The sequence below is a fragment of the Pseudomonas sp. DC3200b2 genome, assembly GCF_049895785.1.
Lineage (GTDB): Bacteria > Pseudomonadota > Gammaproteobacteria > Pseudomonadales > Pseudomonadaceae > Aquipseudomonas > Aquipseudomonas massiliensis.
Genome location: NZ_JAFCTA010000009.1, coordinates 24,635 through 48,940, shown reverse-complemented (window position 1 = coordinate 48,940; position 24,306 = coordinate 24,635). Strand labels below are relative to the sequence as shown.

The window sequence follows — 24,306 nt, the reverse complement described above, 5'->3', positions numbered from 1 at the left end:
TACACTGAAGCAGCCTCATGGCAGCCGATAGCTTTTTTCAAATGGTGGCTGCGATGAAGCATAAGCGAGTATTACGCAGTCAAAAGTTTCACAAAGCGTTACAAGCGGCGTCTGCGCATGCCTAGGTTGTGTAGTAAGTTAGGCCGATGGACATCATACGAAGCCTGGCGCTGGGTCTTAGGGATCGGCTTCAGAGGGTAGCGAATTGAACGATATGGCAAAGAATCTCATCCTGTGGCTGATCATCGCCGCCGTTCTCGTGACGGTGATGAACAATTTCTCCAGCCCCAACGAGCCGCAAACCCTCAACTATTCGGACTTCATCCAGCAGGTGAAGGACGGCAAGATCGAGCGCGTGCAGGTCGACGGCTACGTGATCACCGGCAAGCGAAACGACGGCGACAACTTCAAGACCATCCGCCCGGCGATACAGGACAACGGCCTGATCGGCGACCTGGTGGACAACAAGGTGGTGATCGAGGGCAAGCAGCCCGAGCAGCAGAGCATCTGGACTCAGCTGCTGGTCGCCAGCTTCCCGATCCTCGTGATCATCGCCGTGTTCATGTTCTTCATGCGGCAGATGCAGGGCGGCGCCGGTGGCAAGGGTGGGCCCATGAGCTTCGGCAAGAGCAAGGCGCGACTGCTGTCCGAGGACCAGGTCAAGACTACCCTGGCCGACGTCGCCGGCTGCGACGAAGCCAAGGAAGAAGTGGGCGAGTTGGTCGAATTCCTGCGCGACCCGGGCAAGTTCCAGCGCCTGGGTGGTCGCATCCCCCGCGGCGTGCTGATGGTCGGCCCGCCCGGTACCGGCAAGACGCTGCTGGCCAAGGCCATCGCTGGCGAGGCGAAGGTACCGTTCTTCACCATTTCGGGTTCGGACTTCGTCGAAATGTTCGTGGGTGTCGGCGCCAGCCGTGTGCGCGACATGTTCGAGCAGGCCAAGAAGCACGCCCCCTGCATCATCTTCATCGATGAAATCGACGCTGTTGGCCGCCACCGTGGCGCTGGCATGGGCGGTGGTCACGACGAGCGTGAGCAAACCCTCAACCAGCTGCTGGTGGAGATGGACGGCTTCGAAATGAACGACGGCATCATCGTGATCGCCGCCACCAACCGCCCCGACGTGCTGGACCCGGCCCTGCTGCGTCCGGGCCGCTTCGACCGCCAGGTCGTGGTGGGGCTGCCGGACATTCGTGGCCGCGAGCAGATCCTCAAGGTACACATGCGCAAGGTGCCGGTGAGCGAAGACGTGAACGCCGCGGTCATCGCCCGTGGTACTCCCGGCTTCTCGGGCGCCGACCTGGCCAACCTGGTCAACGAGGCTTCCCTGTTCGCCGCTCGCGCCGGCAAGCGCATCGTCGAGATGCGCGAGTTCGAGCTGGCCAAGGACAAGATCATGATGGGCGCCGAGCGCAAGACCATGGTCATGTCGGACAAGGAAAAGCGCAATACCGCTTACCACGAAGCCGGCCATGCCATCGTCGGCCGCATCGTTCCGGAACATGATCCGGTGTACAAGGTCTCCATCATTCCTCGTGGCCGCGCCCTGGGCGTGACCATGTTCCTGCCGGAGGAGGATCGCTACAGCCTGTCCAAGCGCGCCCTGGTCAGCCAGATCTGCTCGCTCTACGGCGGCCGCATCGCCGAGGAGATGACCCTGGGCTTCGATGGCGTGACCACGGGTGCGTCCAACGACATCATGCGCGCCAGCCAGATCGCCCGGAACATGGTCACCAAGTGGGGCCTGTCCGAGAAGATGGGGCCGCTGATGTATGCCGAGGAAGAGGGCGAAGTGTTCCTGGGCCGCGGCGGCAGCTCGCAGAACGGCAGTGTGTCTGGCGAAACCGCGAAGATGATCGATTCCGAGGTTCGCAGTATCATCGATCACTGCTACTCCACGGCCAAGCAGATCCTGGCGGACAATCGCGATAAGCTCGACGCCATGGCCGATGCGCTGATGAAGTACGAGACCATCGACGCGGACCAGATCGAAGACATCATGGCCGGGCGGCCGGTGCGTGAACCACGGGACTGGACCGGCGGTTCCGGCTCCTCGGGCACCACGGCCAAGGGCAGTGAGCGCCCACAGGCGCCAATCGGTGGTCCTGCCGCTCAACACTAAGGCCTTACATGAGTTCCACGCTGCACTCGACCCGGTTGCCTTGCGGCAACCGGGTTCTTGATTTAACCCGTACCCAGGTCATGGGTATCCTCAACGTAACCCCGGACTCTTTCTCCGACGGCGGCCGCTTCAAGGGTGTCGAGCGCGCGCTCGCGCACGCCAGGAACATGGTCGCGGCCGGCGCAAGCCTGATCGACGTCGGGGGGGAGTCGACGCGCCCGGGTGCGCTGCCTGTATCCGAGCAGGAGGAGCTCGATCGCGTCTGTCCAGTGGTGGAGGCCATCGCCGCCGAGCTGGATGTGATCATTTCGGTGGATACTTCCACGCCCGCAGTCATTCGGCAGAGCGCTGCGCTGGGCATGGGCCTGGTCAATGATGTGCGCTCTCTGCGCCGTCCCGGTGCCCTGGAGGCGGCGGCCGATACTCAGGCCGCGGTATGCCTGATGCATATGCAGGGCGAACCCGGCAACATGCAGAACAACCCTCTCTACACCGATTTGGTCGGCGAAGTGGCCGATTTCCTCGCCGAGCGCATGCGCGCCTGTCAGAATGTGGGCATCGATGCATCACGCATCGTCCTGGACCCCGGCTTTGGCTTCGCCAAGACCCATGGCCACAACCTTAGCCTGTTCAAGCGGCTCGAGGAGCTGGACGCCCTGGGGCGGCCCTTGCTGGTGGGTGTGTCGCGCAAGAGTATCGTCGGTCAGGCCCTCGGCAAGCCCGTGGACCAGCGCCTGGCAGGCAGCCTGGCGCTGGCGGCCTTGGCCACGCTCAAGGGCGCGCGCATCCTGCGCGTGCATGACGTGGCCGAGACGGTGGATGTGGTGCGTATGATCGCGGCAGTCAGCGCGGCGCAATAAGAACGAACGGAGCACCTATGAGCAAAAAATATTTCGGCACCGACGGTATTCGGGGCCGTGTGGGTCAATACCCCATTACCCCGGACTTCATGCTCAAGCTCGGCTGGGCGGCTGGCATGGCCTTCCGCAAGCTTGGCGCCTGCCGCGTGCTGGTAGGCAAGGACACTCGCATTTCCGGCTACATGTTCGAATCCGCGCTGGAGGCCGGTCTGTCGGCCGCCGGGGCGGACGTGATGCTGCTGGGTCCGATGCCCACGCCTGCCATCGCCTATCTGACGCGTACCTTCCATGCCGAGGCGGGCATCGTGATCAGCGCCTCCCACAACCCGCACCACGACAATGGCATCAAGTTCTTTTCGGGTCAGGGCACCAAGCTGCCCGACGAAATCGAGCTGATGATCGAGGAGTTGATGGACCAGCCCATGACCGTGGCCGAGTCCGGCAACCTGGGCAAGGTATCGCGGATCAACGACGCGGCCGGCCGGTATATCGAATTCTGCAAGAGCAGCGTGCCCACCAGCACGGACTTCGCCGGCCTCAAGCTGGTGGTGGACTGCGCGCACGGGGCTACCTACAAGGTCGCGCCCAATGTCTTCCGCGAGCTTGGCGCCCAGGTCACCGCCATCTCGGTGCAGCCGGACGGCCTCAACATCAATGAAAACTGTGGTTCGACCCACATGGAGGCGCTCCAGGCCGCCGTGCTGCTGGGCCATGCCGACATGGGCATCGCCTTCGACGGCGACGGCGATCGCGTGCTGATGGTCGACCATACCGGTGCCATCGTCGATGGTGACGAGCTGCTGTTCATCATCGCCCGCGACCTGAAGGAGCGCGGCCGCCTCGAAGGCGGCGTGGTCGGGACCCTGATGAGCAACCTTGGCCTGGAACTGGCCTTGCGCGACCTGGACATTCCCTTCAGTCGCGCCAAGGTAGGCGACCGCTACGTAATCGCTGACATGGCCGAGCGCGGCTGGCCATTGGGAGGCGAGAATTCCGGCCACATCGTATGCTCCCAACACACCACCACCGGTGACGCGATCATCGCCGCGCTGCAAGTGCTGCTGGCCCTCAAGCGTCGCGGTGAAACACTGGCCCAGGCTCGGCACGGCCTGCGCAAGTGCCCGCAGGTACTGATCAATGTTCGCTTCGACGGTGGCCAGGACCCTGTCAGCCACCCCTCGGTGGAGCAGGCCTGCCAGCGGGTCACCGATGCCATGGGCGGCCGCGGCCGGGTGTTGCTGCGCAAGTCCGGCACCGAGCCGCTGGTGCGGGTCATGGTCGAGGGAGACGAAGAAGCCCAGGTGCGCCGCTACGCGGAAGAGCTCGCCGGGGTGGTGGAAGAAGTTTGTGCGTGATTGCCGCTTCGAAGGCTTGCCACCGATTGCGCTTATGGGTAACATCTGCGCCCACTTTGACCGACGGGGTAAAGCATGCGTCGCTTGATGGTAGCTGGTAACTGGAAAATGCACGGTACCCGCTCCAGCGTTGCGGAGCTGCTCAAGGGGTTGAAAAGTCAGGAGTTTTCAGCGACAGTAGAGGTCGCGGTCTTTCCGACTTTCCTCCACGTCAGCGAAGCGGTTGAGGCATTGCGGGGCTCCGGTATCGCGGTAGGCGCGCAAGATCTCGCCACTCAGTCGGCGCCGGGCGCGCTTACGGGTGAGGTCGCGGCAAGTCAGCTGATGGATGCAGGCTGCTCATTGGTGCTGATAGGGCATTCGGAGCGTCGGCAGGTCATCGGCGAGGATGAAAGCGTCCTCGTGGCGAAGTTCAAGGCTGCGCAGGAAGTGGGGCTGTTGCCCGTGCTCTGTGTGGGCGAAACCTTGGCGGAGCGCGAGGCCGAGCGAACCCTTGAAGTCGTGGGTTCACAGCTCGACAGCATCATCGACACGCTGGGTGTGGAAGTCTTCGCACGCGCGGTCATCGCTTACGAACCGGTCTGGGCGATTGGTACAGGTTTGACGGCAACGCCTGAGCAGGCGCAGGACGTGCATAAAGCCATCCGCGCCAAGCTGGCGGCCAGGAATGCCGAGGTTGCACAAGGCGTGCGGCTTTTGTACGGCGGCAGCGTAAAGGCGGCCAACGCGGCTGATCTGTTCCGTATGCCGGATATCGACGGGGGCCTCATTGGTGGGGCCGCCCTGAATGCAGATGAGTTCGGTGCGATCTGTCGCGCCGCGGGAAGCTGACAAGATGCTGGAAAACGTCGTAGTAGTGTTTCATCTGCTGGCTGCGCTCGGGGTTGTTGTCCTGGTGCTGCTTCAGCAGGGGAAAGGTGCCGAAGCAGGCGCATCTTTCGGTGCAGGGGCTTCAAATACTGTGTTCGGAAGCCAAGGTTCTGCTACCTTTCTGAGTAAGTTTACTGGTATACTCGCTGCATGTTTCTTCTTGACCAGCTTGGGGTTAGGATACTTTGCTAAGCAAAAGGCTCATGAACTGAGTCAGGCAGGGCTTCCGAATCCAGCGGTTCTCGAAGTTCCACAGCAAAAGCCGGCAACAGATGATGTTCCGGTGCTCCAAGAGCAAAAAAGCGGTTCGAACACCAATGATGTTCCTCCGGCTCAAGAGCAGAAGTAACAGGGTTTCAAAAGTTTTGCCGAGGTGGTGGAATTGGTAGACACGCAACCTTGAGGTGGTTGTGCCCATAGGGTGTAGGGGTTCGAGTCCCCTTCTCGGTACCATATACAAGAAGCCCGCACTTTGCGGGCTTTCTTGTTCCAGGGCTGTCGATTGACCGTTCAAGGCTGAAGCCTTATACTTTCGGGCCAGCTATGTCGCGGGGTGGAGCAGTCTGGTAGCTCGTCGGGCTCATAACCCGAAGGTCGTTGGTTCAAATCCAGCCCCCGCAACCAGTATTCAGCGGAGCCCCTGTTCAGGGGCTTTTTGTTAGCTGATCAGCACATGCGCCGCTTCCAGGCGGTGTTTCCAGTGTGGGCGTTTCGCCCATTTTTTATTTGCACAGCATGCACGAGGGGGTTCAGGTGTCGAGCAAGCTAGAACAGTTGCAGGCCTTACTGGCCCCAGTGGTCGAGGCGCTTGGCTATCAGTGCTGGGGAATCGAGTACATTTCTCAGGGTCGCCATTCGCTGCTCCGTATTTATATCGATAAGGAAGGCGGCGTATTGGTGGACGATTGCGAGATCGTCAGCCGTCAGGTGAGCGGGGTGCTCGATGTGGAAGACCCGATCGCCGTTGAATATACGCTGGAAGTTTCCTCTCCAGGCATGGACCGGCCGCTGTTCACGCTGGAGCAATTCGCGGCCCATGCGGGCGAACAAGTGAAGATCAAGTTGCGTATCCCCTTCGAAGGGCGGCGCAATTTCCAAGGCCTGCTTCGCGGCGTGGAAGAACAGGATGTGGTGGTCCAGGTCGATGACCATGAATTCTTGTTGCCTATCGACTCCATCGACAAGGCACACATTATTCCCAGTTTTGACTGAGACGTTTCGGATTTCGCCTCAAGGGCGAATCCAGAAGGCTTGCGAAAGGCGAGGCGTACGATGAGTAAAGAAGTACTGCTGGTTGTTGAATCGGTATCCAATGAAAAGGGTGTACCGGCGGGTGTAATATTTGAAGCGTTGGAAATCGCCCTGGCTACCGCGACCAAGAAGCGGTTCGAGGACGAAGTAGACCTGCGTGTGGAGATCAACCGTCACACTGGCAGCTACGAAACCTTCCGCCGCTGGACCGTCGTCGAGGACGAGGATTTCGACGATCCGGCCATCCAGCTGGCTGTCGACCAGGCGCAGGCGCGCAAGCCTGACGCGGTCGCCGGTGAAATCATCGAAGAAAAGATCGACTCCATCGAGTTCGGTCGCATCGCCGCGCAAACCGCCAAGCAAGTCATCGTGCAGAAAGTGCGCGAGGCCGAGCGTGCCCAGGTGGTCGATGCCTACCGCGAGAAGGTGGGCGAGATCATCTCCGGCACCGTGAAGAAGGTCACCCGCGACAACGTCATCGTGGATCTGGGCAACAATGCCGAGGCCCTGCTGGCGCGCGAAGACATCATCTCCCGGGAAACCTTCCGGGTCGGCGTGCGGGTTCGCGCGCTGCTCAAGGAAATCCGCAGCGAGAACCGCGGCCCTCAGCTGATTCTCTCGCGCACCGCGCCGGAAATGCTTATCGAGCTGTTCCGCATCGAAGTGCCGGAAATCGCCGAAGGGCTGATCGAAGTCATGGGCGCTTCCCGCGACCCGGGCTCTCGCGCCAAGATCGCCGTTCGCTCCAAGGATAAACGCATCGACCCGCAAGGCGCCTGCATCGGCATGCGCGGCTCGCGTGTTCAGGCGGTCTCGGGCGAACTGGGCGGTGAGCGCGTGGATATCGTCCTCTGGGACGACAATCCGGCGCAATTCGTCATCAATGCCATGTCGCCTGCTGAGGTGGCGGCGATCATCGTTGATGAAGATGCCCATGCCATGGACATCGCCGTCGCGGCAGACAACCTCGCTCAGGCCATTGGCCGCGGCGGGCAGAACGTTCGCCTGGCCAGCCAGCTGACCGGGTGGACGCTCAATGTCATGACCGAGTCGGACATCCAGGCCAAGCAACAGGCCGAAACCGGCGACATCCTGCGCAACTTCGTCGAGCAGCTGGAAGTGGACGAGGAGCTGGCCCAGGTTCTGGTGGACGAAGGTTTCACCAGCCTGGAAGAAATCGCCTACGTGCCTTTGGAAGAAATGCTCAACATCGATGGGTTCGATGAGGAGATCGTCAATGAGCTTCGTGCCCGGGCCAAGGACCGCCTGCTGACCGCAGCCATCGCCTCCGAGGAAAAACTCGCGGACGCCCAACCGGCGGACGACCTGCTTTCCCTCGACGGCATGGATGCGGATCTTGCGAAGGAATTGGCAGTTCGCGGTGTCATCAACCGCGAAGACCTGGCCGAGCAGTCGATTGACGATTTGCTCGACATCGACGGCATCGACCAAGAGCGTGCCGGCAAGTTGATCATGGCCGCCCGAGCCCATTGGTTCGAGTAAGTGGCGCGGCCTGAGGAGAGAAGTGCATGACGCAAGTCACGGTGAAAGAACTGGCCCAAGAGGTCGCCGCACCGGTGGAGCGCCTGTTGCAACAGATGCGTGAGGCGGGATTGCCGCATACCGACGCTGGCCAGGTTGTGACCGATACCGAAAAACAAGCGCTGTTGGCGCACCTGAAAAGCAGTCACAAGGCAAAAGTGGAAGAACCCCGCAAGATTACCCTGCAGCGCAAAACCACCAGCACCTTGCGTGTTGCTGGCAGCAAGACCATCAGTGTCGAAGTGCGCAAGAAGAAAACCTTCGTCAAGCAGAGCCCCGAAGAGATCGAAGCCGCGCAGCGTCGTGAGCTCGAAGAGCGCCGCGCTGCCGAAAACGCCGCTCGGGAAAAGGCCGAGGAGCAGGCCCGCGCTCGCGCCGAGGAAGAAGCCCGCAAGGCACCGCCCGTGGTCGAGGCCGCCAAGCCCGCGGCTGTCGAGGCGCCGGAGCCCGCGCCCGCTGCCGCGCCACGCGCCGCCGAAAACCGTGGCGCCGTCGAGCGCCCGGCCGTGCCTACCCAGACTGTCGAAGTGCGCAAGCGTGAAGACGCCCGCCGTCCCGACAAAGCCCGTGCCGGTGGCGATGACGACCGTCGTGGCGAGCGCAAGGGCCAGCCGCACCGCGCTACCGTCAAGGAAAAGGCGCCCACGCCGCGCGCCGCGCCGCGTACCACGGACGAAGAGAGCGATGGCTTCCGCCGCGGTGGCCGTGGCAAGTCCAAGCTCAAGAAGCGCAACATGCATGGCTTCCAGAGCCCGACCGGGCCGGTGGTCCGTGACGTGGTGATCGGCGAGACCATCACCGTGTCCGACCTGGCCCAGCAGATGTCCGTCAAGGGCGCTGAAGTGGTCAAGTTCATGTTCAAGCTGGGCACGCCGGTCACCATCAACCAGGTACTGGACCAGGATACCGCCCAGCTGGTCGCCGAAGAACTCGGCCACAAGGTCAAGCTGGTCAGCGACAACGCCCTGGAAGAATCCCTGGCCGAATCGCTGCGCTATGAAGGTGAAACCGTGGCCCGCGCGCCAGTGGTCACCGTCATGGGTCACGTCGACCACGGCAAGACCTCGCTGCTCGACTATATCCGTCGCGCCAAGGTCGCCGCTGGCGAAGCAGGCGGGATCACCCAGCACATCGGCGCTTACCACGTGGAAACCGAGCGTGGCATGGTCACCTTCCTGGATACCCCGGGCCACGCCGCGTTCACCGCGATGCGTGCCCGTGGTGCCAAGGCTACCGACATCGTCATCCTGGTGGTGGCGGCGGATGACGGCGTAATGCCACAGACCATCGAAGCAGTGCAGCATGCCCAGGCGGCTGGCGTGCCGCTGGTGGTTGCCGTGAACAAGATCGACAAGCCGGGCGCCGACCTGGACCGCATCCGCAGCGAGCTGTCGGTGCATGGCGTGACCTCCGAGGAGTGGGGCGGTGACACGCCTTTCGTCCCGGTATCCGCCAAGATGGGTACCGGCGTCGACGAGCTGCTCGAAGCTGTCCTGCTCCAGGCCGAAGTGCTCGAGCTCAAGGCCAGCCCGGCGGCCCCTGGTCGCGGTGTGGTGGTCGAGTCCCGCCTGGACAAGGGCCGTGGCCCGGTGGCCACCGTGCTGGTACAGGACGGTACCCTGCGTCAGGGCGACATGGTGCTGGTAGGTTCCAACTTCGGCCGCATCCGCGCGATGCTGGACGAAAACGGCAAGCCGGTTAAGGAAGCAGGCCCGTCGATTCCGGTCGAGATCCTCGGCCTGGACGGCACCCCGGATGCCGGCGACGAGCTGAGCGTGGTGGCCGACGAGAAGAAAGCCCGTGAAGTGGCGCTCTTCCGTCAGGGCAAGTTCCGCGAGGTCAAGCTGGCCCGCGCTCACGCTGGCAAGCTCGAGAACATCTTCGAGAGCATGGGCCAGGAAGAGAAGAAAACCCTCAACATCGTGCTCAAGGCCGACGTGCGTGGTTCTCTGGAGGCCTTGCAGGGCGCCCTCGGCGGCCTGGGCAACGAAGAAGTCCAGGTACGGGTCGTGGCCGGCGGTGTCGGCGGCATCACTGAAAGCGATGCCAACCTGGCGCTGGCCTCCAACGCGGTACTGTTCGGCTTCAACGTGCGCGCCGATGCCGGCGCTCGCAAGATCGTCGAGCAGGAAGGCCTCGACATGCGTTACTACAATGTGATCTACGACATCATCGAAGACGTCAAGAAGGCCCTTACCGGCATGCTTGGCAGCGATGTCCGCGAGAACATCCTGGGTATCGCCGAAGTGCGCGACGTGTTCCGTTCGCCGAAGTTCGGCGCGATCGCCGGCTGCATGGTGATCGAGGGCGTGGTACACCGCAATCGCCCGATCCGCGTACTGCGCGAGGACGTGGTGATCTTCGAGGGCGAGCTCGAGTCGCTGCGCCGCTTCAAGGACGACATGTCCGAAGTGCGTGCCGGCATGGAGTGCGGTATTGGCGTCAAGAGCTACAACGACGTCAAGGTCGGTGACAAGATCGAAGTGTTCGAGAAGGTCCAGGTGGCCCGTACGCTCTAAGCTGGTTCAGGCCGGGAGCTTCGTGCTCCCTCATGCAACGCCCGGTTCGGCCTCTCGCCGGGCCGGGCGTTTGCCGCTTTCAAGCCATCCGCGAAGCGGGTGGCCGATACAGGTAGTTCTGCCATGGCAAAAGAATATAGCCGTACCCAACGCATCGGTGACCAGATGCAACGCGAGCTGGCCCAGTTGATCCGCCGTGAGGTCAAGGACCCGCGGGTGGGCCTGGTCACCATCACCGCGGTGGACGTCACTCGCGATCTTGGCCACGCCAAGGTCTACATCACCGTGCTCGGTGACGAGAGCCCTGAGCACATCGCTCAGAGCGTGAAGGTGCTCAACGCCGCCGGCGGTTTCCTGCGCGCCCAGCTGGGCCGTGAGATGAAACTGCGCAGCGTGCCCCAGCTGCATTTCCACTACGACGAAAGCGTCGCCCGCGGCGCCCACTTGTCGGCCCTGATCGAGCGCGCCGTTGCCGAAGACAGCCAGCATGCGCCGGCTTCACCCACGGCCAATGACGCGAACGAGGACTGAACGTGGCACAGGTCAAGCGTATCCGTCGTAACGTCAGCGGCATCATCCTGCTGGACAAACCTCAGGGCTTTACCTCCAATGCGGCCTTGCAAAAGGTGCGTTGGCTGCTCAACGCCGAGAAGGCCGGCCATACCGGCAGCCTCGACCCATTGGCCACCGGTGTGTTGCCGCTGTGCTTCGGCGAGGCCACCAAGTTTTCCCAGTACCTGCTCGATTCCGACAAGGGCTACGAGACGGTGATGCAGCTGGGGCAGACCACCACCACGGCAGACGCCGAAGGGGAGGTGTTGCAGGAACGTGAAGTGACCGTCGGTCGCGCGGACATCGAGGCGCTGCTTCCAGCGTTCCGTGGCCCTATCCAGCAGGTTCCGCCGATGTATTCGGCGCTCAAGCGCGACGGACAGCCGTTGTACAAGCTGGCCCGGGCGGGGGAAGTAGTGGAGCGTGAGGCGCGTTCTGTTACTATTGGCAGCCTTGAGTTGCTAGGCGTCGAGAACACCCGGGCTACCCTGGCGGTTCGGTGCAGCAAGGGCACCTATATTCGCACACTGGTGGAGGATATCGGCGAGCGGTTGGGTTGCGGGGCGTACGTGGCGCAACTGCGGCGCACCCAGGCCGGGCCTTTCACCCTGGCGCAGACGGTGACTCTCGAGGCGCTCGAGCAGGCCCATGCCGAAGGCGGCAGCGAGGCGCTGGACCGCTTCCTGATGCCCGCCGACAGCGGCCTTCAGGATTGGCCACTGCTTCGGTTCTCCGAGCACAGCGCGTTTTACTGGCTGCATGGCCAGCCGGTTCGCGCTCCCGAGGCCCCCGCGTTTGGGATGGTCCGGGTACAGGATCACAATGGCCGCTTCATCGGTATCGGTGAAGTGAGCGAAGACGGGCGCATTGCGCCACGTAGACTGATTCGGTCTGAATGATCGAACGAGGGTGGCTGTCAGTAGGCGCGGTCATTCCTCTTATTAAACGACAGGGCTGGTCCCTGGCCTATTGGAACCGTTCGCGGTTCCCTGAACTGGAGAATGCCTCATGGCACTTAGCGTTGAAGAAAAAGCTCGTATCGTTGGTGAATATCAGCAAGCTGCTGGCGACACCGGTTCCCCGGAAGTCCAGGTTGCCCTGCTGACCGCCAACATCAACAAGCTGCAGGACCACTTCAAGGCCAACGGCAAAGACCACCACTCCCGTCGTGGCCTGATCCGCATGGTCAACCAGCGTCGCAAGCTGCTGGACTACCTGAAGGGCAAGGACACCACTCGCTACAGCGCCCTGATCGGTCGCCTGGGCCTGCGTCGCTGATAGCGGCCCTGCCAGTGGTGAGCCCGGCACTGGCCATGGGGGCGCTTCCAGCGCTGCCATGGCCGGGGCCGTGCGACTCAATGAGGTTGGCAGCCCGCCTCGCCGAGCCTGTGCTCGGGGGCGGGTTTCCAGCCTCAAGTTTTATCCGGACGTTGAACGGGCCGAATCCCGATAGCGCCCAAGCATTCGTTTCGAAGATTTCCCCCAAGAGCAATGGAAGGTAGGAAGCCGTGAACCCGGTAATCAAGAAGTTTCAGTTCGGTCAATCGACCGTAACCCTGGAAACGGGCCGTATCGCCCGCCAGGCCACCGGCGCCGTGCTGGTCACCGTCGACAACGACGTGACCGTGCTGGTGACCGTCGTTGGCGCCAAGCAGGCCGACCCGAGCAAGGGGTTCTTCCCGCTGTCGGTCCACTATCAGGAAAAAACCTACGCCGCGGGCAAGATCCCGGGTGGCTTCTTCAAGCGTGAGGGCCGCCCCTCCGAGAAGGAAACCCTCACCTCGCGTCTGATCGACCGTCCGATCCGCCCGCTTTTCCCTGAAGGCTTCATGAATGAAGTCCAGGTGGTGTGCACCGTGGTGTCCACCAGCAAGAAGACCGATCCGGACATCGCTGCCATGATCGGCACCTCCGCTGCCCTGGCCATCTCCGGTATTCCGTTCGAAGGCCCGATCGGCGCTGCCCGTGTGGCCTTCCATGAGAGCACCGGCTACCTGCTGAACCCGACCTACGAGCAGTTGGCTGCTTCCAGCCTCGACATGGTGGTGGCCGGTACCTCCGACGCCGTGCTGATGGTGGAATCCGAAGCGCGCGAACTGACCGAAGACCAGATGCTGGGCGCGGTTCTGTTCGCCCATGACGAATTCCAGGTCGTGATCCAGGCCGTCAAGGAACTGGCCGCCGAAGCCGGCAAGCCTACCTGGGAATGGCAGGCGCCAGCGGCCAACACCGAACTGCTCACCGCCGTTCGTGGCCAGTTCGGCGAAGCCATCTCCGACGCCTACACCATCACCCTCAAGGCGGACCGCTACAACCGCCTGGGCCAGCTGCGCGACCAGGCCGTCGCTCACTTCGCCACTGATGCCGAAGGCGCGCCGAGCGCGGCCGAGGTCAAGGAAATCTTCGGCGAGCTGGAATACCGCACCGTTCGCGAGAACATCGTCAACGGCAAGCCACGCATCGACGGCCGTGACACGCGCACTGTGCGTCCGCTGAACATCGAAGTCGGCGTACTGCCCAAGACCCACGGTTCCGCGCTGTTCACCCGTGGCGAAACCCAGGCCCTGGTGGTCGCCACCCTGGGCACCGCGCGCGATGCCCAACTGCTCGACACCCTCGAAGGCGAGAAGAAAGACGCCTTCATGCTGCACTACAACTTCCCGCCCTTCTCGGTTGGCGAGTGTGGTCGCATGGGCGGCGCCGGCCGTCGTGAGATCGGCCACGGCCGCCTGGCCCGTCGTGGCGTGCAGGCCATGCTGCCGAGCGATTCCGAATTCCCGTACACCATCCGCGTGGTCTCGGAAATCACCGAATCCAACGGCTCCAGCTCCATGGCCTCGGTGTGCGGTGCTTCCCTGGCCCTGATGGACGCCGGCGTGCCGATGAAGGCGCCGGTAGCCGGTATCGCCATGGGCCTGGTCAAGGAAGGCGACAAGTTCGCCGTACTGACCGACATCCTGGGTGACGAAGACCACCTGGGCGACATGGACTTCAAGGTAGCCGGTACCGCCAAGGGCGTGACCGCGCTGCAGATGGACATCAAGATCAACGGCATCACCGAAGAGATCATGGAAATCGCCCTGGGCCAGGCCCTGGAAGCGCGCCTGAACATCCTCGGCCAGATGAACCAGGTGATCGGCCAGTCGCGTTCGGAGCTGTCCGCCAACGCACCGACCATGCTGTCCATGAAGATCGACACCGACAAGATCCGCGACGTGATCGGCAAGGGTGGCGCGACCATCCGTGCGATCTGCGAAGAAACCAAGGCGTCCATCGACATCGAAGACGATGGTTCGATCAAGATCTTCGGCGAAACCAAGGAAGCCGCGGAAGCGGCTCGCCAGCGCGTGCTGGGCATCACCGCCGAAGCCGAGATCGGCAAGGTGTACGTGGGCAAGGTCGAGCGCATCGTGGACTTCGGTGCCTTCGTCAACATCCTGCCTGGCAAGGACGGCCTGGTGCACATCTCCATGCTGAGCGATCAGCGCGTGGAGAAGGTCACCGACGTACTCAAGGAAGGCCAGGAAGTGAAGGTACTGGTCATGGACGTGGACAACCGCGGTCGGATCAAGCTGTCCATCAAGGACGTACCTGCCGCTGAAGCGTCGGGCGTGTAAAGCCCAGGCGATACGGCTGTAGAGAACCCCGCCTCGGCGGGGTTTTTTATTGGGCATCCCGTTCACGTAACTGCAACTTGCACGCAAATTTACAGGTTCCCATGCAGGATGCACGATAGCGCTTACCCACTAGATCGCGTAGGTTATTGAAAAACAAGGCTTTATTTCTAAGCGAAACGTTGGCATGCGCCCTGCAACATTACAGTCACTCAGTGGCCAAGAGGCTACGGGTTACCCAAAAGAACAGGAGTGACTCCCATGAAAAAGTTCGCTATCGCTGCTGCCGCTGCTTCGGTCCTGGCTATGGGCCTGACCAACGTTGCATTCGCCCAGACCACTCAAGCCGCTGCTCCGATGATGTTGGCGGCGGGTGAAGTAGAGCAAGCCAAGGAAGCGACTTCTGACACCTGGATCACCACCAAGGTCAAGTCCGACCTGGTTACCGAGAAAGGCATTCCAGGCACCGACATCAAGGTCGAAACCAACAAGGGCGTGGTTTCCCTGTCGTCCACCAGCGTGCTGAGCAAGTCGCAGAAAGAAACCGCGGTGCGCATCACCAAGAACATCAAAGGCGTGAAAGCTGTGTCGGCTGATGGCCTAAAGTCCGAATAAGCCCGGGTTTCCACGGACCAGAACCCCCGCCATGTGCGGGGGTTTCGTTATGGGTGCAGTTCAACCGGTGGAAGTTCACCCACATGGTAGGAAGGGAGCGCAGCTCCCGAGTGCGGGTTGGCGGCTTTCGCGAGCCCCGCCTGTCGGCTCTGCCGCTTCCTGCATACTGCCCTGTAATGCCTAACGGACGGCTATTGGGCAACATCCAGATGAAGCAGGCTGTTCACGCGTCCATCGGCGGCGGCTTCGCCTAGCCTGGCGTCGATCAGATAGACACGCTCATCCGACAACTTGCCCTGGCTGACCAGGAAGTCCTTGATGCTGCTGGCCCGGGCCTGGCCCAGTTGGCGCAGCAGCGTATTGCTGTCGCGCCACGAGTCCACTACGGCGGCCTGGAGCTTCGCCTGGCGAGCGTCTTCAGAGAGCGATGTCCATTGCGCGGGAGGCTGCTGTTTAAGCCGAGCGCGGTAAATACCTTCCAGCAACGCGGGTTTCTCGCTCTCGGGCACCGTCAACTGGGCTGCCTGCGCCGGGACTTTCTCACCTCGCTGTTGCAGCAGCTTGTAGTAAAGGGCACGGTACTCCCTGTCCAGCCGCTGTTGCGCTATCAGATGACCGTCACTGCCGGCGGCGCTGGCACCCTCTACTTCAAGGCGTAGCTCCGGCTTTTGCCCGAGTGCGGCCGCTACCTTCAGCAAGTCCGCTTGCGCCTGGGCGTCCAGCTCACTGCTGCCCGGCGCGAACCCGATGGTGCCCAGGTCCTCGTTACCGCCTCCGGGCACCAGATGCCCCAACAGCCTGAAAGGCGCCTGCACGCTGCGCACCAGCAGGTTGCGCAAGGTTTGCCACACCACGGGCATCACGCTGAACTGCGGGTTGTTCAGGTCGCCGGAAACTGGCAAGGCGAGGGAGATACGTCCGTGGCTGTCCTTGAGCAGAGCGATCGCCAACTTGAGGGGCAAGTTGACCGCGTCAGGGCTTTCAACCTTGTCGCCGAGCTCCAGCCCTTCTATCACCAGGTTGTTGGCCGCTGTGAGCTGCCCCTTCTCGATACGGTAATGCAAGTCCAGGTCGAGTCGGCCCTTACGGATGCGGTAGCCGGCGAATTTGCCAGAGTAGGGCGTCAGGGTGGTCAACTCCATTCGCCGAAACTGCGTGCTGATATCCAGGCTGCTCAACGGGTCGAAGGGCATCAGGCTACCTTCGATGGTGACGGGCGCGTAACGGTCCACCCGGCCCTTGACGTCTACTCGCGCCGCCAGTGGCTTGCTGTTGTCCAGGGTGCCGATGCTGCCGTTGAGCTGGCCAATGGCCGTGGCGAAATTGGGGGTCAGGCTGAAGTCCGCGAAGTTGGCCGAGCCGTCGTTGAAGCGAACCCCGCCGATGCGCACCGCCAGGGGCTTGCCCTCGGTGCTCGTCTTCTGACGCGTCTGTTCGGGATGCTTATCGCTACCCTTGGACGCCGGCGCTGCGCTGGCGTCCTGAGGCTGGGCAACGATCATGTCATCGATGTTGGTGGTGCGGTCCTCGTTGATCATGAAGCGCGCATAGGGCTGGTCGAGGCTGATCTGGGCGATGTTCAGGCCCTTGTCATGTTCATAGTTCAAGCCATCCAGTGTCAGGCTGACCCAGCGCACGAAATCCCTGGACTTGAGTGTGTCCAGGGTATGCAGCTGATTAACCCGGGCCTGGCCGGTTACCTTGAAGGCCAGGGGCGCGGTATTGGTAAGGTCCACGGCCAGGTCACTGTCAAGCATGCCGCTACGCAGCTCCAGGCGCATGTAAGGCGTGATATAGGCCTGGGCCACCCGCAGGTCGATATCTTTTGTGCTCAGCGCCAGATGAGCGCCGACTGGCTGCAGCCCCAACGTTCCCTCGGCCTTGAGCTGCCCTTGCCGACCGACGCCGGTGTCCAGCCTCACGGACAGCGGCTGTGTGCTGGCGCTGTCATACCCCTCCAGCCGAAGGTTCAGCGGGGCCAGCTCCAGGGCCACCGGTGGCGTGGCCGCCTGATCTGCCAGGTGTACCCGGGCAGCGCTGATGACGGCCTGGGCCATGCTGATGCGCCATGGCGAGGCAGGCGGTGTGGCCGCGGTGGTTGTCGAAGGCGTGGGTTCCGGTTCCGGTTCTGGTTTGGGTGAGGCGAAGAGCTTCTGCCAGTTCAGCTGGCCATCGCTTGCGCGGCTGGCCCAGGTTTCAAGCCTGTCTGCCGTGACCCCCGCCAGGGCGACCCGGCGCGCGGCCAGGTCGAAAGCCGCGCCTTCGACCTTGAGCGTGTCGAGCCGCAGCAAGGGATCGCCCTGGGTGCTGGCCAGGCCGAACCCGGACAGGCTCAGGCTGCCTTTGCTGACCCTGACCTGTGCTTGCCGCGCCAGATCGACTTCATAGTCGAGGCTGGCGCTCAGCTTGCCACGTTCGAGCTTCAAGGGAGCCGCTGCCTGCACGTAGGGCCACCAGGTTTCCAAGGGCGCATCCGTCAGATCCAGGTGACCGCTGGAGGTGAACGGGAACAGGCCGAAACGCCCGTTCCAGCGCAGCTGGCCGGCAAGCGGGCCGCGGGCGGTAAGGGTCATTTGCGCATCACCCTTGGGCAGGGTAGTGAGGTGGCGAAGCTCGAAGTCGAGGGCGTCATAGGTGAACTCCACAGGCGCCTGGGCACGAGCGTCGCGGAAATGGACATGCCCTTGGCTGAGCGTGAGCAGGTCTACCGTGATCGGAAAAGGCGGAGCGTCGGCCTCTGGCGATTTGGCCGCCGACTCGCTGGGCTTGAACAGACGGCTGAGGTTCAGGCTGCCGTCGGTGCCAATCAGTACCTCGAGCCGGGGCGCTTGCAGGTCCAGGGTGGCCAGATGCAGTTGACGCCGCCAGAGGCTGTCCACCTGCAGGTCGGCGCGCAGGTGCTCGAAACCTACCTGCGGGTTGCCGGAGTCTCCCAGGCGCAGCCCTAGCAGTTCTACTTCCATGGTGTAGGGGTTGAAGCGGATTTGCCGCAGATGAGCCGGGCCAGTGCTCAGGGCCACCAGTTGCTGGTTGGCCACATGCAACGCCACCACGGGTACCAGCCAGAACCCCAGCAGACTGTAGAGCGCAACGGCGATGGCCGTGCCAATACCGACCCGTAGCAATCCCTTGGGCATCTTCGCTTCGCTTGTTCAGTCAAAGGTGGGTTGGAGTCTATCGCGGCCGTCGGGTTCCCTGCCCGGCCCTGGCGACCGGGCAGGGCAAGGCCTCAGGGGCGCTCGATCGCCAGGGCGACCCCCTGGCCGCCGCCGATGCAGAGCGTGGCGAGGCCTTTCTTGACGTCGCGGCGGATCATCTCATGCAGCAAGGTGACCAGCACCCGGCAACCGGAGGCACCGATCGGGTGGCCCAGGGCAATGGCGCCACCGTTCACATTGACTTTGTTCATGTCCCAGCCCAACTCGCGGGAAACGGCCAGGGCCTGCGCGGCGAAGGCTTCGTTGGCTTCGATCAGGTCGACGTCCTCCAGCGCCCAGTTGGCTTTCTCCAGGCAGCGACGGGTGGCGCTGACCGGCGCGATGCCCATCACTGCCGGGTCCACGCCTGCGTTGGCATAGGCGACGATCCTGGCCAGCACCGGCAGGCCCAGGGCGGCAGCCTTTTCCGCGCTCATCAGTATCACCGCGGCGGCGCCATCGTTGAGGGCCGATGCATTGCCGGCGGTAACGGTACCGTCCTTCTTGAAGGCTGGCTTGAGCTTGGCCAGGGATTCCACCGTCGTACCCGCGCGAGGTTGCTCGTCATCGAGCACCTGCACCGGCTCACCCTTGCGCTGCGGGACGCTGACTGGCGTGATCTCACTGCGAAACCGCTGGGACTCTATCGCCGCGGCGGCCTTGTGCTGGGAGGCCGCGGCGAAGGTGTCCTGGTCCTCGCGGCTGATGCCATATTGCTCGACCAGATTCTCGGCGGTGATGCCCATGTGGTAGTCGTTGAAGGCGTCCCACAGGCCGTCGCTGATCATGGTATCCACCAGGCTGGCATGGCCCATGCGCAGGCCGGTGCGGGCTCCAGGCAGTACGTAGTTGGCCAGGCTCATGCTTTCCTGGCCGCCGGCGATAATGACGTCGGCATCGCCGCAGCGAATGGCCTGGGTGCCCAGGTGCAAGGCCTTCAAGCCGGAGCCGCAGACCTTGTTCAAGGTCATGGCCGGGACCGCGACAGGCAGGCCCGCGTGGATCGACGCCTGTCGCGCCGGGTTCTGCCCCACGCCGGCGGTGAGCACCTGGCCCAGGATCACTTCATCGACTTCGGCTGGGTCCAGCCCGGTGGTTTGGAGCAACTGGCGGATGACAGTCGCGCCCAGCTCAACGGCCGGGACAGTTGCCAGGGCCCCTTGGAAACTGCCCACCGGAGTCCGGGTGGCGGCAACGATGACCACGTCTTTCATGCGCTTCGATCCTCTTTGTTATTGGTGTCGGTCGCCAGGGGCGAGCCGGGAAGACTGCAAGACAGCGCATGTTGGCATATTTGCGCGCGCCACGCGCTATCGGGTGGCCAGGCCCATGCGCTGGCGCGCGCGATGAGCCGAACCGTCGCGCACGGCCCAACGCAGCAAGGGCGCGGTGCAGCCTACTCCCAGGTCGATCATGGCTCGCCTCAGAGGCCCCTGGCGCAGCTCGAGCAGCGCGGCCGCCCAGGGCGGCAGCAGAGCCATGCCTGCGTTGAGCATCAGCTGACCCATGGGCCGCGCGAGGCGGCTGGGCGCCGGCGCCTCTCGCAACAGCCTGACCACCTCGCGAGTACGCTCGTCGCAGCGCAAGGCAGGGCGCATGCGCTGCAGATAGGCCTGCACCTCATCCACTGAACGTGGCACTTCCCGCGCCCCGAGCCGCTCGGCGACAAGTGCGATTTCCGCGTAGTAGCGGTCTTGCTCCGCCAGGCTCAGGCTTGGGTTGCGGTAGCGCAGATGGGCGGCCAGAAAGCTGCTGACCTCGGCTACATGGACCCAGGTCAGCAAGGCCGGGTCGCTGGCGGCATAGGGCTGCCCGGCCAGTTCCCCGGTGATCCGGGCATGGATGGCGCGGACCTTGTCGATCAGCCAGTTGGCATCCTGGGTAGAGCCATAGGTAGTGCCGGAGACGAACTGCCCGGTGCGGCGCAGCCGGCCAAGCATGTCGTCACGAAAATTGGAATGGTCCCACACCCCGGCCAATGCCAAGGGGTGGAGCATCTGCAAGAGCAGGGCACGGATGCCGCCGATCATCATGGCGGTGAAGTCCCCGTGCACCTGCCAGCAGATGGACGCCGGCCCGAACAGGCCCGGGTCGCCCGGTGGGTTGCGCAGGTCGAGCTGGCCCAGGGCCAGGCCGGTCAAGCCCAGCACCTGGTGCTCGATGCGCTGGCGAACGGCTTCGATCACAGCCATGCCCCGGGCTCACTCCAGCCGGATCAGCCGCGGTGACGGCTGCGGAAGAAGTTGATCAGACCCTGGGTCGAGGCGTCCTCGGCCGGTTCTTCCACGTCGCCGATCAGGCGCTGGTAGACGTTCTTGCCCAGTTCCTTGCCCAGCTCCACGCCCCATTGGTCGAAGGCGTTGATACCCCAGATCACGCTTTGTACGAATACCTTATGCTCGTACATGGCCACCAGCGCGCCCAGGCGGCGTGGGCTGATGCGCTCCACCACCAGGGTATTGCTCGGGCGATTGCCCGGAATGACCTTGTGCGGCGCCAGGCGCTGCACCTCCGCTTCGGGCATGCCCTTGGCGCGCAGCTCGGCTTCGGCCTCGGCGCGGGTCTTGCCCAGCATCAGGGCCTGGCTCTGGGACAGGCAGTTGGCGAACAGCCACTGGTGATGGTCGGCCACCGGGTTGAAGCTCACCACGGGCACGATGAAGTCCGCCGGGATCAGCTGGGTGCCCTGGTGCAACAGCTGGTGGTAGGCGTGCTGGCCGTTGGCGCCCACGCCACCCCAGATGACCGGGCCGGTGTCGGTGGTGGCCGGCGAGCCGTCCTGGCGCACGCTCTTGCCGTTGGACTCCATGTCCAGCTGTTGCAGGTGCTTGGTGATGTTGCGCAGGTAGTGGTCGTACGGCAGGATCGCGTGGCTCTGCGCGCCCCAGAAATTGCCGTACCACACGCCCAGCAAGGCCAGCAGCACGGGCATGTTGCTGTCGAAGGGCGCGGTCTGGAAGTGCTCGTCCATGGTGTGGGCGCCGGAGAGCAGTTCCTTGAAGTTGGCGGTACCGATGGACAGCGCGATCGGTAGCCCGATGGCTGACCACAGCGAGTAGCGGCCGCCGACCCAGTCCCACATGGGGAAGATGTTCTCTTCACGGATGCCGAAGGCCACCGCCGCGGCGTTGTTGCTCGATACCGCGATGAAGTGGCGATGCAGTTCGGCTTCGGAGCCGCCCTGGGCCAGGTACCAGGCACGAGCAGCCTGAGCGTTCTTCAGGGTTTCCAGGGTGCCGAAGGATTTAGAGGAGACGATGAACAGGGTCGTTTCGGCGCGCAGCTTGGCCGACAGCTCATGGAATTCACTGCCATCGATATTGGCCAGGTAGTGGCAGCGCACGCCTTTCTGGCTGTACGGCAACAAGGCCTCGGAGACCAGCTGCGGGCCCAGGAACGAGCCACCGATGCCGATGTTCACCACGTCGGTGATGGGCTTTTCGGTATAACCGCGCCAGAGACCGTCGTGGATGCGAGTCACCAGTTCGGTGATCTGCCCCAGCACCTTGTGCACCTCTGGCATGATGTTGGTGCCGGCGACCTTCAGCTTGTCGCCGATGGGGCGACGCAAGGCCGTGTGCAGGGCAGGGCGGCCTTCCGAGGCGTTGAGGATCTCGCCGGCGAACATGGCCTTGATGGCTTCGGAGAGCTTGACCTCGTTGGCCAGGGCGACGAGCAGGTCCTGGGTTTCCTGGGTGATCAGGTTCTTCGAGTAGTCGAGGAACAGGCCGCAGGCGCTGAGAGAAAAGTCATCGAACCGCGTGGGGTCGGCATTGAAGGCTTCACGCATGCTGAACTGCTGCATGGCTGCGCGGTGTTCGCTCAGCGCCTGCCAGGCGGGAAGGGCGGTCACGTCGTGAGGATTGCGGTAGTACGCCATCTCTGCAAGTTTCCTTTTACTTGTTCAGCCTCTTGGACCTTTGGGAGTCCGGGCGGTTGCTTCGCATTTTCGGCCCCCGGTGCGATGGGGCGAATCTGTGCTCAGCGCTCACGGTACCCCTTGCGCGACGCCTTGTCTGCGCCTACGCGAAGGGGTTTGCATACTATCTTGTGGCGGCCTTCGGGCCAGGGCGGATCAGCCCGCGGACGGCGCGACCTCCAGGCTTACCCTGAGGTTGTCGATCAGGCGCGTGCTGCCCAGGTAGGCGGCGGCCAGGACCACCAGTTCGCGATCACCCGGCGCGGCGGCGCGCAGGGTGTCGGCATGACGGATCTCCAGGTAGTCCAGGCGCATGCCGCTGTCGACGATGTGCTTGCGCTGTTCGCTCATCAGTGCCTGGAAGTTACGCTCACCGGCTTCCAGCGCCCGGGCGATGGTGTTCAGGCTCTGGTAGATGGCGGGCGCGATCTGCCGCTGCTCGGGGCTCAGGTAACCGTTGCGCGAGGACAGTGCCAGGCCGTCGTCGGCTCGCACCGTGGGTTGGCCGACGATCTCGATAGGCATGTTCAGGTCCCGCACCATGGCGCGGATCACCGCCAGCTGCTGGTAGTCCTTCTGGCCGAACACAGCCAGATCAGGCTGGACGAGATTGAACAGCTTGCTTACCACAGTGGCCACGCCCTCGAAGTGCCCTGGCCGGCTCGCGCCGCAGAGCTCCTCGGACAACTCCGGCACGCTGACACGGGTCTGCACGCTGGTGCCGCCGGGATACATCTGTGCCACGGAAGGGGCGAACAGCAGGTCGCAGCCGGCCTGCTCCAGCTTCTCTTGGTCCGCTGCCAGAGTGCGAGGGTAACTGTCCAGGTCTTCGTTAGGGCCGAACTGCAACGGATTGACGAAAATGCTGGCGATCACGAAGTCGGCGCGCCGGCGCGCCTCGGTGACCAGAGCCACATGCCCGCTGTGCAGGTTGCCCATGGTCGGGACGAACCCGACACGCTTGCCTTGCGCCCGGGCCGCGGCCACCGCGGCGCGCAGTTCCTGCACCGTATTGACTGTGTTCATGCATTGAATCCGTGTTCAGGGGCAGGGAAGCTGCCGTCTTTGACCGCGCTGACATAGGCACGCAGGGCGCCGGGGACATCGGCCTGGTCGGCCATGAAATTTCTCACGAACTTTGGTACCCGGCCCGTCAGCGACAGGCCCAGCATATCGTGCAATACCAGGACCTGGCCGTCGGTCGCCGGGCCGGCGCCGATGCCGATCACCGGCACGCGCACGGCCTGGGTGATCTCTGCGGCCAGTTCACTGGGCACGCATTCGAGCAGGATCATGGCCGCGCCGGCATCCTGCAGGGCGATGGCATCCGCGCGCATCTGCCGGGCCTGGCTTTCCAGGCGGCCCTGTACCTTGTAGCCACCCAGTACGTTGACCGATTGTGGGGTAAGGCCCATGTGCGCGCACACTGGCACGCCACGTTCGGCCAGCAGGCGGATGGTTTCGCCCAGCCAGGCTGCGCCTTCCACCTTCACCATATGGGCTCCGGCCTGCATGAGCGCGGCGCTGTTGGCAAAGGCCTGTTCGAGAGTGGCGCAGGCCATGAAAGGCAGGTCGGCCAGGATCAGTGCCCCGGCATTGCCGCGCTTGACGCAGGCGGTATGGTACGCCATGTCCGCGTTGCTGACCGGCAGGGTGCTGTCGTGGCCTTGCAGGACCATGCCCAGAGAGTCGCCGATAAGCAGCACCTCGACACCCGCCTCGCTGGCCACGCGAGCGAAGGTGGCGTCATAGCAGGTCAGCATCGTTATTTTTTCACCCTTGGCCTTGAGGCTCTGGAGGGTGGTCAGGGTGATCTCTGGCATGAATTCATATCCTCGGTGAGCCTCCCAAGGCGGGAGGGCAACACGTGTATCTCGGTAACGAAGCGGG

General features: G+C 63.3%; 19 protein-coding genes and 2 tRNA genes. 15 read left to right on the top strand and 6 right to left on the bottom strand.

Features of this window, described 5'->3' with window-relative positions; genetic code table 11:
• The first annotated feature begins 214 nt into the window (after positions 1-214).
• The 15 genes from ftsH (at position 215) to ACP691_RS20200 (ending at position 15,300) form a co-directional block, all read left to right on the top strand.
• Complete coding sequence (gene ftsH, locus ACP691_RS20270) at positions 215-2,122, top strand: ATP-dependent zinc metalloprotease FtsH (RefSeq protein WP_040259355.1); 1,908 nt, start codon at positions 215-217, stop codon at positions 2,120-2,122.
• Positions 2,123-2,130: 8 nt separating this feature from the next.
• Positions 2,131-2,982 carry a dihydropteroate synthase gene (gene folP, locus ACP691_RS20265; protein ID WP_426153636.1) on the top strand — a complete coding sequence of 284 codons (852 nt, stop codon included), beginning with the start codon at positions 2,131-2,133 and terminating at the stop codon, positions 2,980-2,982.
• A 17-nt stretch (positions 2,983-2,999) separates the two neighbouring features.
• Complete coding sequence (gene glmM, locus ACP691_RS20260) at positions 3,000-4,337, top strand: phosphoglucosamine mutase (protein WP_426153634.1); 1,338 nt, start codon at positions 3,000-3,002, stop codon at positions 4,335-4,337.
• Positions 4,338-4,412: 75 nt separating this feature from the next.
• The gene (gene tpiA, locus ACP691_RS20255) at positions 4,413-5,168 is read left to right on the top strand and encodes a triose-phosphate isomerase (RefSeq protein ID WP_426153632.1); all 756 of its coding nucleotides are present in this window, start codon (positions 4,413-4,415) and stop codon (positions 5,166-5,168) included.
• Positions 5,169-5,172: 4 nt separating this feature from the next.
• On the top strand, positions 5,173-5,556 hold the full coding sequence (gene secG, locus ACP691_RS20250) for a preprotein translocase subunit SecG (protein WP_426153630.1): 384 nt from the start codon (positions 5,173-5,175) through the stop codon (positions 5,554-5,556).
• Positions 5,557-5,574: 18 nt separating this feature from the next.
• Positions 5,575-5,660 (top strand) — tRNA-Leu (locus ACP691_RS20245).
• Between the two features lie 94 nt (positions 5,661-5,754).
• Positions 5,755-5,831: transfer RNA gene (locus tag ACP691_RS20240), tRNA-Met, on the top strand.
• A gap of 129 nt (positions 5,832-5,960) precedes the next feature.
• Positions 5,961-6,419, top strand: a complete 459-nt coding sequence (rimP, locus tag ACP691_RS20235; RefSeq protein WP_040259413.1) for a ribosome maturation factor RimP — start codon at positions 5,961-5,963, stop codon at positions 6,417-6,419.
• Positions 6,420-6,479: 60 nt separating this feature from the next.
• Positions 6,480-7,961: a transcription termination factor NusA gene (gene nusA, locus ACP691_RS20230; protein WP_040259360.1), complete on the top strand. Its 1,482-nt coding sequence runs from the start codon at positions 6,480-6,482 to the stop codon at positions 7,959-7,961.
• Positions 7,962-7,987: 26 nt separating this feature from the next.
• Positions 7,988-10,519 (top strand): translation initiation factor IF-2, encoded by a 2,532-nt coding sequence (gene infB / locus ACP691_RS20225; protein ID WP_426153627.1) that lies wholly within the window; start codon positions 7,988-7,990, stop codon positions 10,517-10,519.
• Positions 10,520-10,642: 123 nt separating this feature from the next.
• Positions 10,643-11,050, top strand: a complete 408-nt coding sequence (gene rbfA / locus ACP691_RS20220) for a 30S ribosome-binding factor RbfA (RefSeq protein WP_040259362.1) — start codon at positions 10,643-10,645, stop codon at positions 11,048-11,050.
• A 2-nt stretch (positions 11,051-11,052) separates the two neighbouring features.
• Positions 11,053-11,970, top strand: a complete 918-nt coding sequence (truB, locus tag ACP691_RS20215) for a tRNA pseudouridine(55) synthase TruB (protein ID WP_426153625.1) — start codon at positions 11,053-11,055, stop codon at positions 11,968-11,970.
• A gap of 109 nt (positions 11,971-12,079) precedes the next feature.
• Positions 12,080-12,349, top strand: coding sequence for a 30S ribosomal protein S15 (gene rpsO / locus ACP691_RS20210; RefSeq protein ID WP_040259364.1), 270 nt, complete (start codon positions 12,080-12,082; stop codon positions 12,347-12,349).
• Positions 12,350-12,579: 230 nt separating this feature from the next.
• A complete protein-coding gene (pnp, locus tag ACP691_RS20205) occupies positions 12,580-14,688 on the top strand; it encodes a polyribonucleotide nucleotidyltransferase (RefSeq protein ID WP_040259365.1) in 2,109 nt (702 codons plus the stop codon).
• A gap of 258 nt (positions 14,689-14,946) precedes the next feature.
• On the top strand, positions 14,947-15,300 hold the full coding sequence (locus ACP691_RS20200; protein WP_426153622.1) for a BON domain-containing protein: 354 nt from the start codon (positions 14,947-14,949) through the stop codon (positions 15,298-15,300).
• A 191-nt stretch (positions 15,301-15,491) separates the two neighbouring features.
• Here the strand turns inward: ACP691_RS20200 and ACP691_RS20195 are convergent, their stop codons facing one another.
• The 6 genes from ACP691_RS20195 to panB all read right to left on the bottom strand — a co-directional run bounded on the left by ACP691_RS20195 (position 15,492) and on the right by panB (position 24,239).
• Positions 15,492-18,437 carry a DUF748 domain-containing protein gene (locus ACP691_RS20195; RefSeq protein ID WP_426153620.1) on the bottom strand — a complete coding sequence of 982 codons (2,946 nt, stop codon included), beginning with the start codon at positions 18,435-18,437 and terminating at the stop codon, positions 15,492-15,494.
• A 92-nt stretch (positions 18,438-18,529) separates the two neighbouring features.
• Positions 18,530-19,711 (bottom strand): acetyl-CoA C-acetyltransferase, encoded by a 1,182-nt coding sequence (locus ACP691_RS20190; protein WP_426153618.1) that lies wholly within the window; start codon positions 19,709-19,711, stop codon positions 18,530-18,532.
• Between the two features lie 96 nt (positions 19,712-19,807).
• A complete protein-coding gene (locus tag ACP691_RS20185) occupies positions 19,808-20,680 on the bottom strand; it encodes an oxygenase MpaB family protein (protein ID WP_426153736.1) in 873 nt (290 codons plus the stop codon).
• 32 nt (positions 20,681-20,712) lie between these two features.
• A complete protein-coding gene (pgi, locus tag ACP691_RS20180; RefSeq protein WP_426153616.1) occupies positions 20,713-22,377 on the bottom strand; it encodes a glucose-6-phosphate isomerase in 1,665 nt (554 codons plus the stop codon).
• Between the two features lie 195 nt (positions 22,378-22,572).
• Complete coding sequence (panC, locus tag ACP691_RS20175; protein WP_426153614.1) at positions 22,573-23,442, bottom strand: pantoate--beta-alanine ligase; 870 nt, start codon at positions 23,440-23,442, stop codon at positions 22,573-22,575.
• Positions 23,439-24,239: a 3-methyl-2-oxobutanoate hydroxymethyltransferase gene (gene panB / locus ACP691_RS20170; protein WP_426153612.1), complete on the bottom strand. Its 801-nt coding sequence runs from the start codon at positions 24,237-24,239 to the stop codon at positions 23,439-23,441. The genes panC and panB overlap by 4 nt, the downstream gene beginning before the upstream one ends.
• Positions 24,240-24,306 lie beyond the last annotated feature (67 nt).

What these genes read in the sequence shown, in the direction of transcription:
- tpiA (WP_426153632.1), top strand. Translation starts at nt 4,413, where the DNA reads ATGCGTCGCTTGATGGTAGCTGGTAACTGGAAAATGCACGGTACCCGC.
- rpsO (WP_040259364.1), top strand. Translation starts at nt 12,080, where the DNA reads ATGGCACTTAGCGTTGAAGAAAAAGCTCGTATCGTTGGTGAATATCAG.
- pgi (WP_426153616.1), bottom strand. Translation starts at nt 22,377, where the DNA reads ATGGCGTACTACCGCAATCCTCACGACGTGACCGCCCTTCCCGCCTGG.
- ACP691_RS20200 (WP_426153622.1), top strand. Translation starts at nt 14,947, where the DNA reads ATGAAAAAGTTCGCTATCGCTGCTGCCGCTGCTTCGGTCCTGGCTATG.
- folP (WP_426153636.1), top strand. Translation starts at nt 2,131, where the DNA reads ATGAGTTCCACGCTGCACTCGACCCGGTTGCCTTGCGGCAACCGGGTT.
- ftsH (WP_040259355.1), top strand. Translation starts at nt 215, where the DNA reads ATGGCAAAGAATCTCATCCTGTGGCTGATCATCGCCGCCGTTCTCGTG.
- panB (WP_426153612.1), bottom strand. Translation starts at nt 24,239, where the DNA reads ATGCCAGAGATCACCCTGACCACCCTCCAGAGCCTCAAGGCCAAGGGT.
- ACP691_RS20190 (WP_426153618.1), bottom strand. Translation starts at nt 19,711, where the DNA reads ATGAAAGACGTGGTCATCGTTGCCGCCACCCGGACTCCGGTGGGCAGT.
- secG (WP_426153630.1), top strand. Translation starts at nt 5,173, where the DNA reads ATGCTGGAAAACGTCGTAGTAGTGTTTCATCTGCTGGCTGCGCTCGGG.
- rbfA (WP_040259362.1), top strand. Translation starts at nt 10,643, where the DNA reads ATGGCAAAAGAATATAGCCGTACCCAACGCATCGGTGACCAGATGCAA.
- ACP691_RS20195 (WP_426153620.1), bottom strand. Translation starts at nt 18,437, where the DNA reads ATGCCCAAGGGATTGCTACGGGTCGGTATTGGCACGGCCATCGCCGTT.
- panC (WP_426153614.1), bottom strand. Translation starts at nt 23,442, where the DNA reads ATGAACACAGTCAATACGGTGCAGGAACTGCGCGCCGCGGTGGCCGCG.
- nusA (WP_040259360.1), top strand. Translation starts at nt 6,480, where the DNA reads ATGAGTAAAGAAGTACTGCTGGTTGTTGAATCGGTATCCAATGAAAAG.
- glmM (WP_426153634.1), top strand. Translation starts at nt 3,000, where the DNA reads ATGAGCAAAAAATATTTCGGCACCGACGGTATTCGGGGCCGTGTGGGT.
- infB (WP_426153627.1), top strand. Translation starts at nt 7,988, where the DNA reads ATGACGCAAGTCACGGTGAAAGAACTGGCCCAAGAGGTCGCCGCACCG.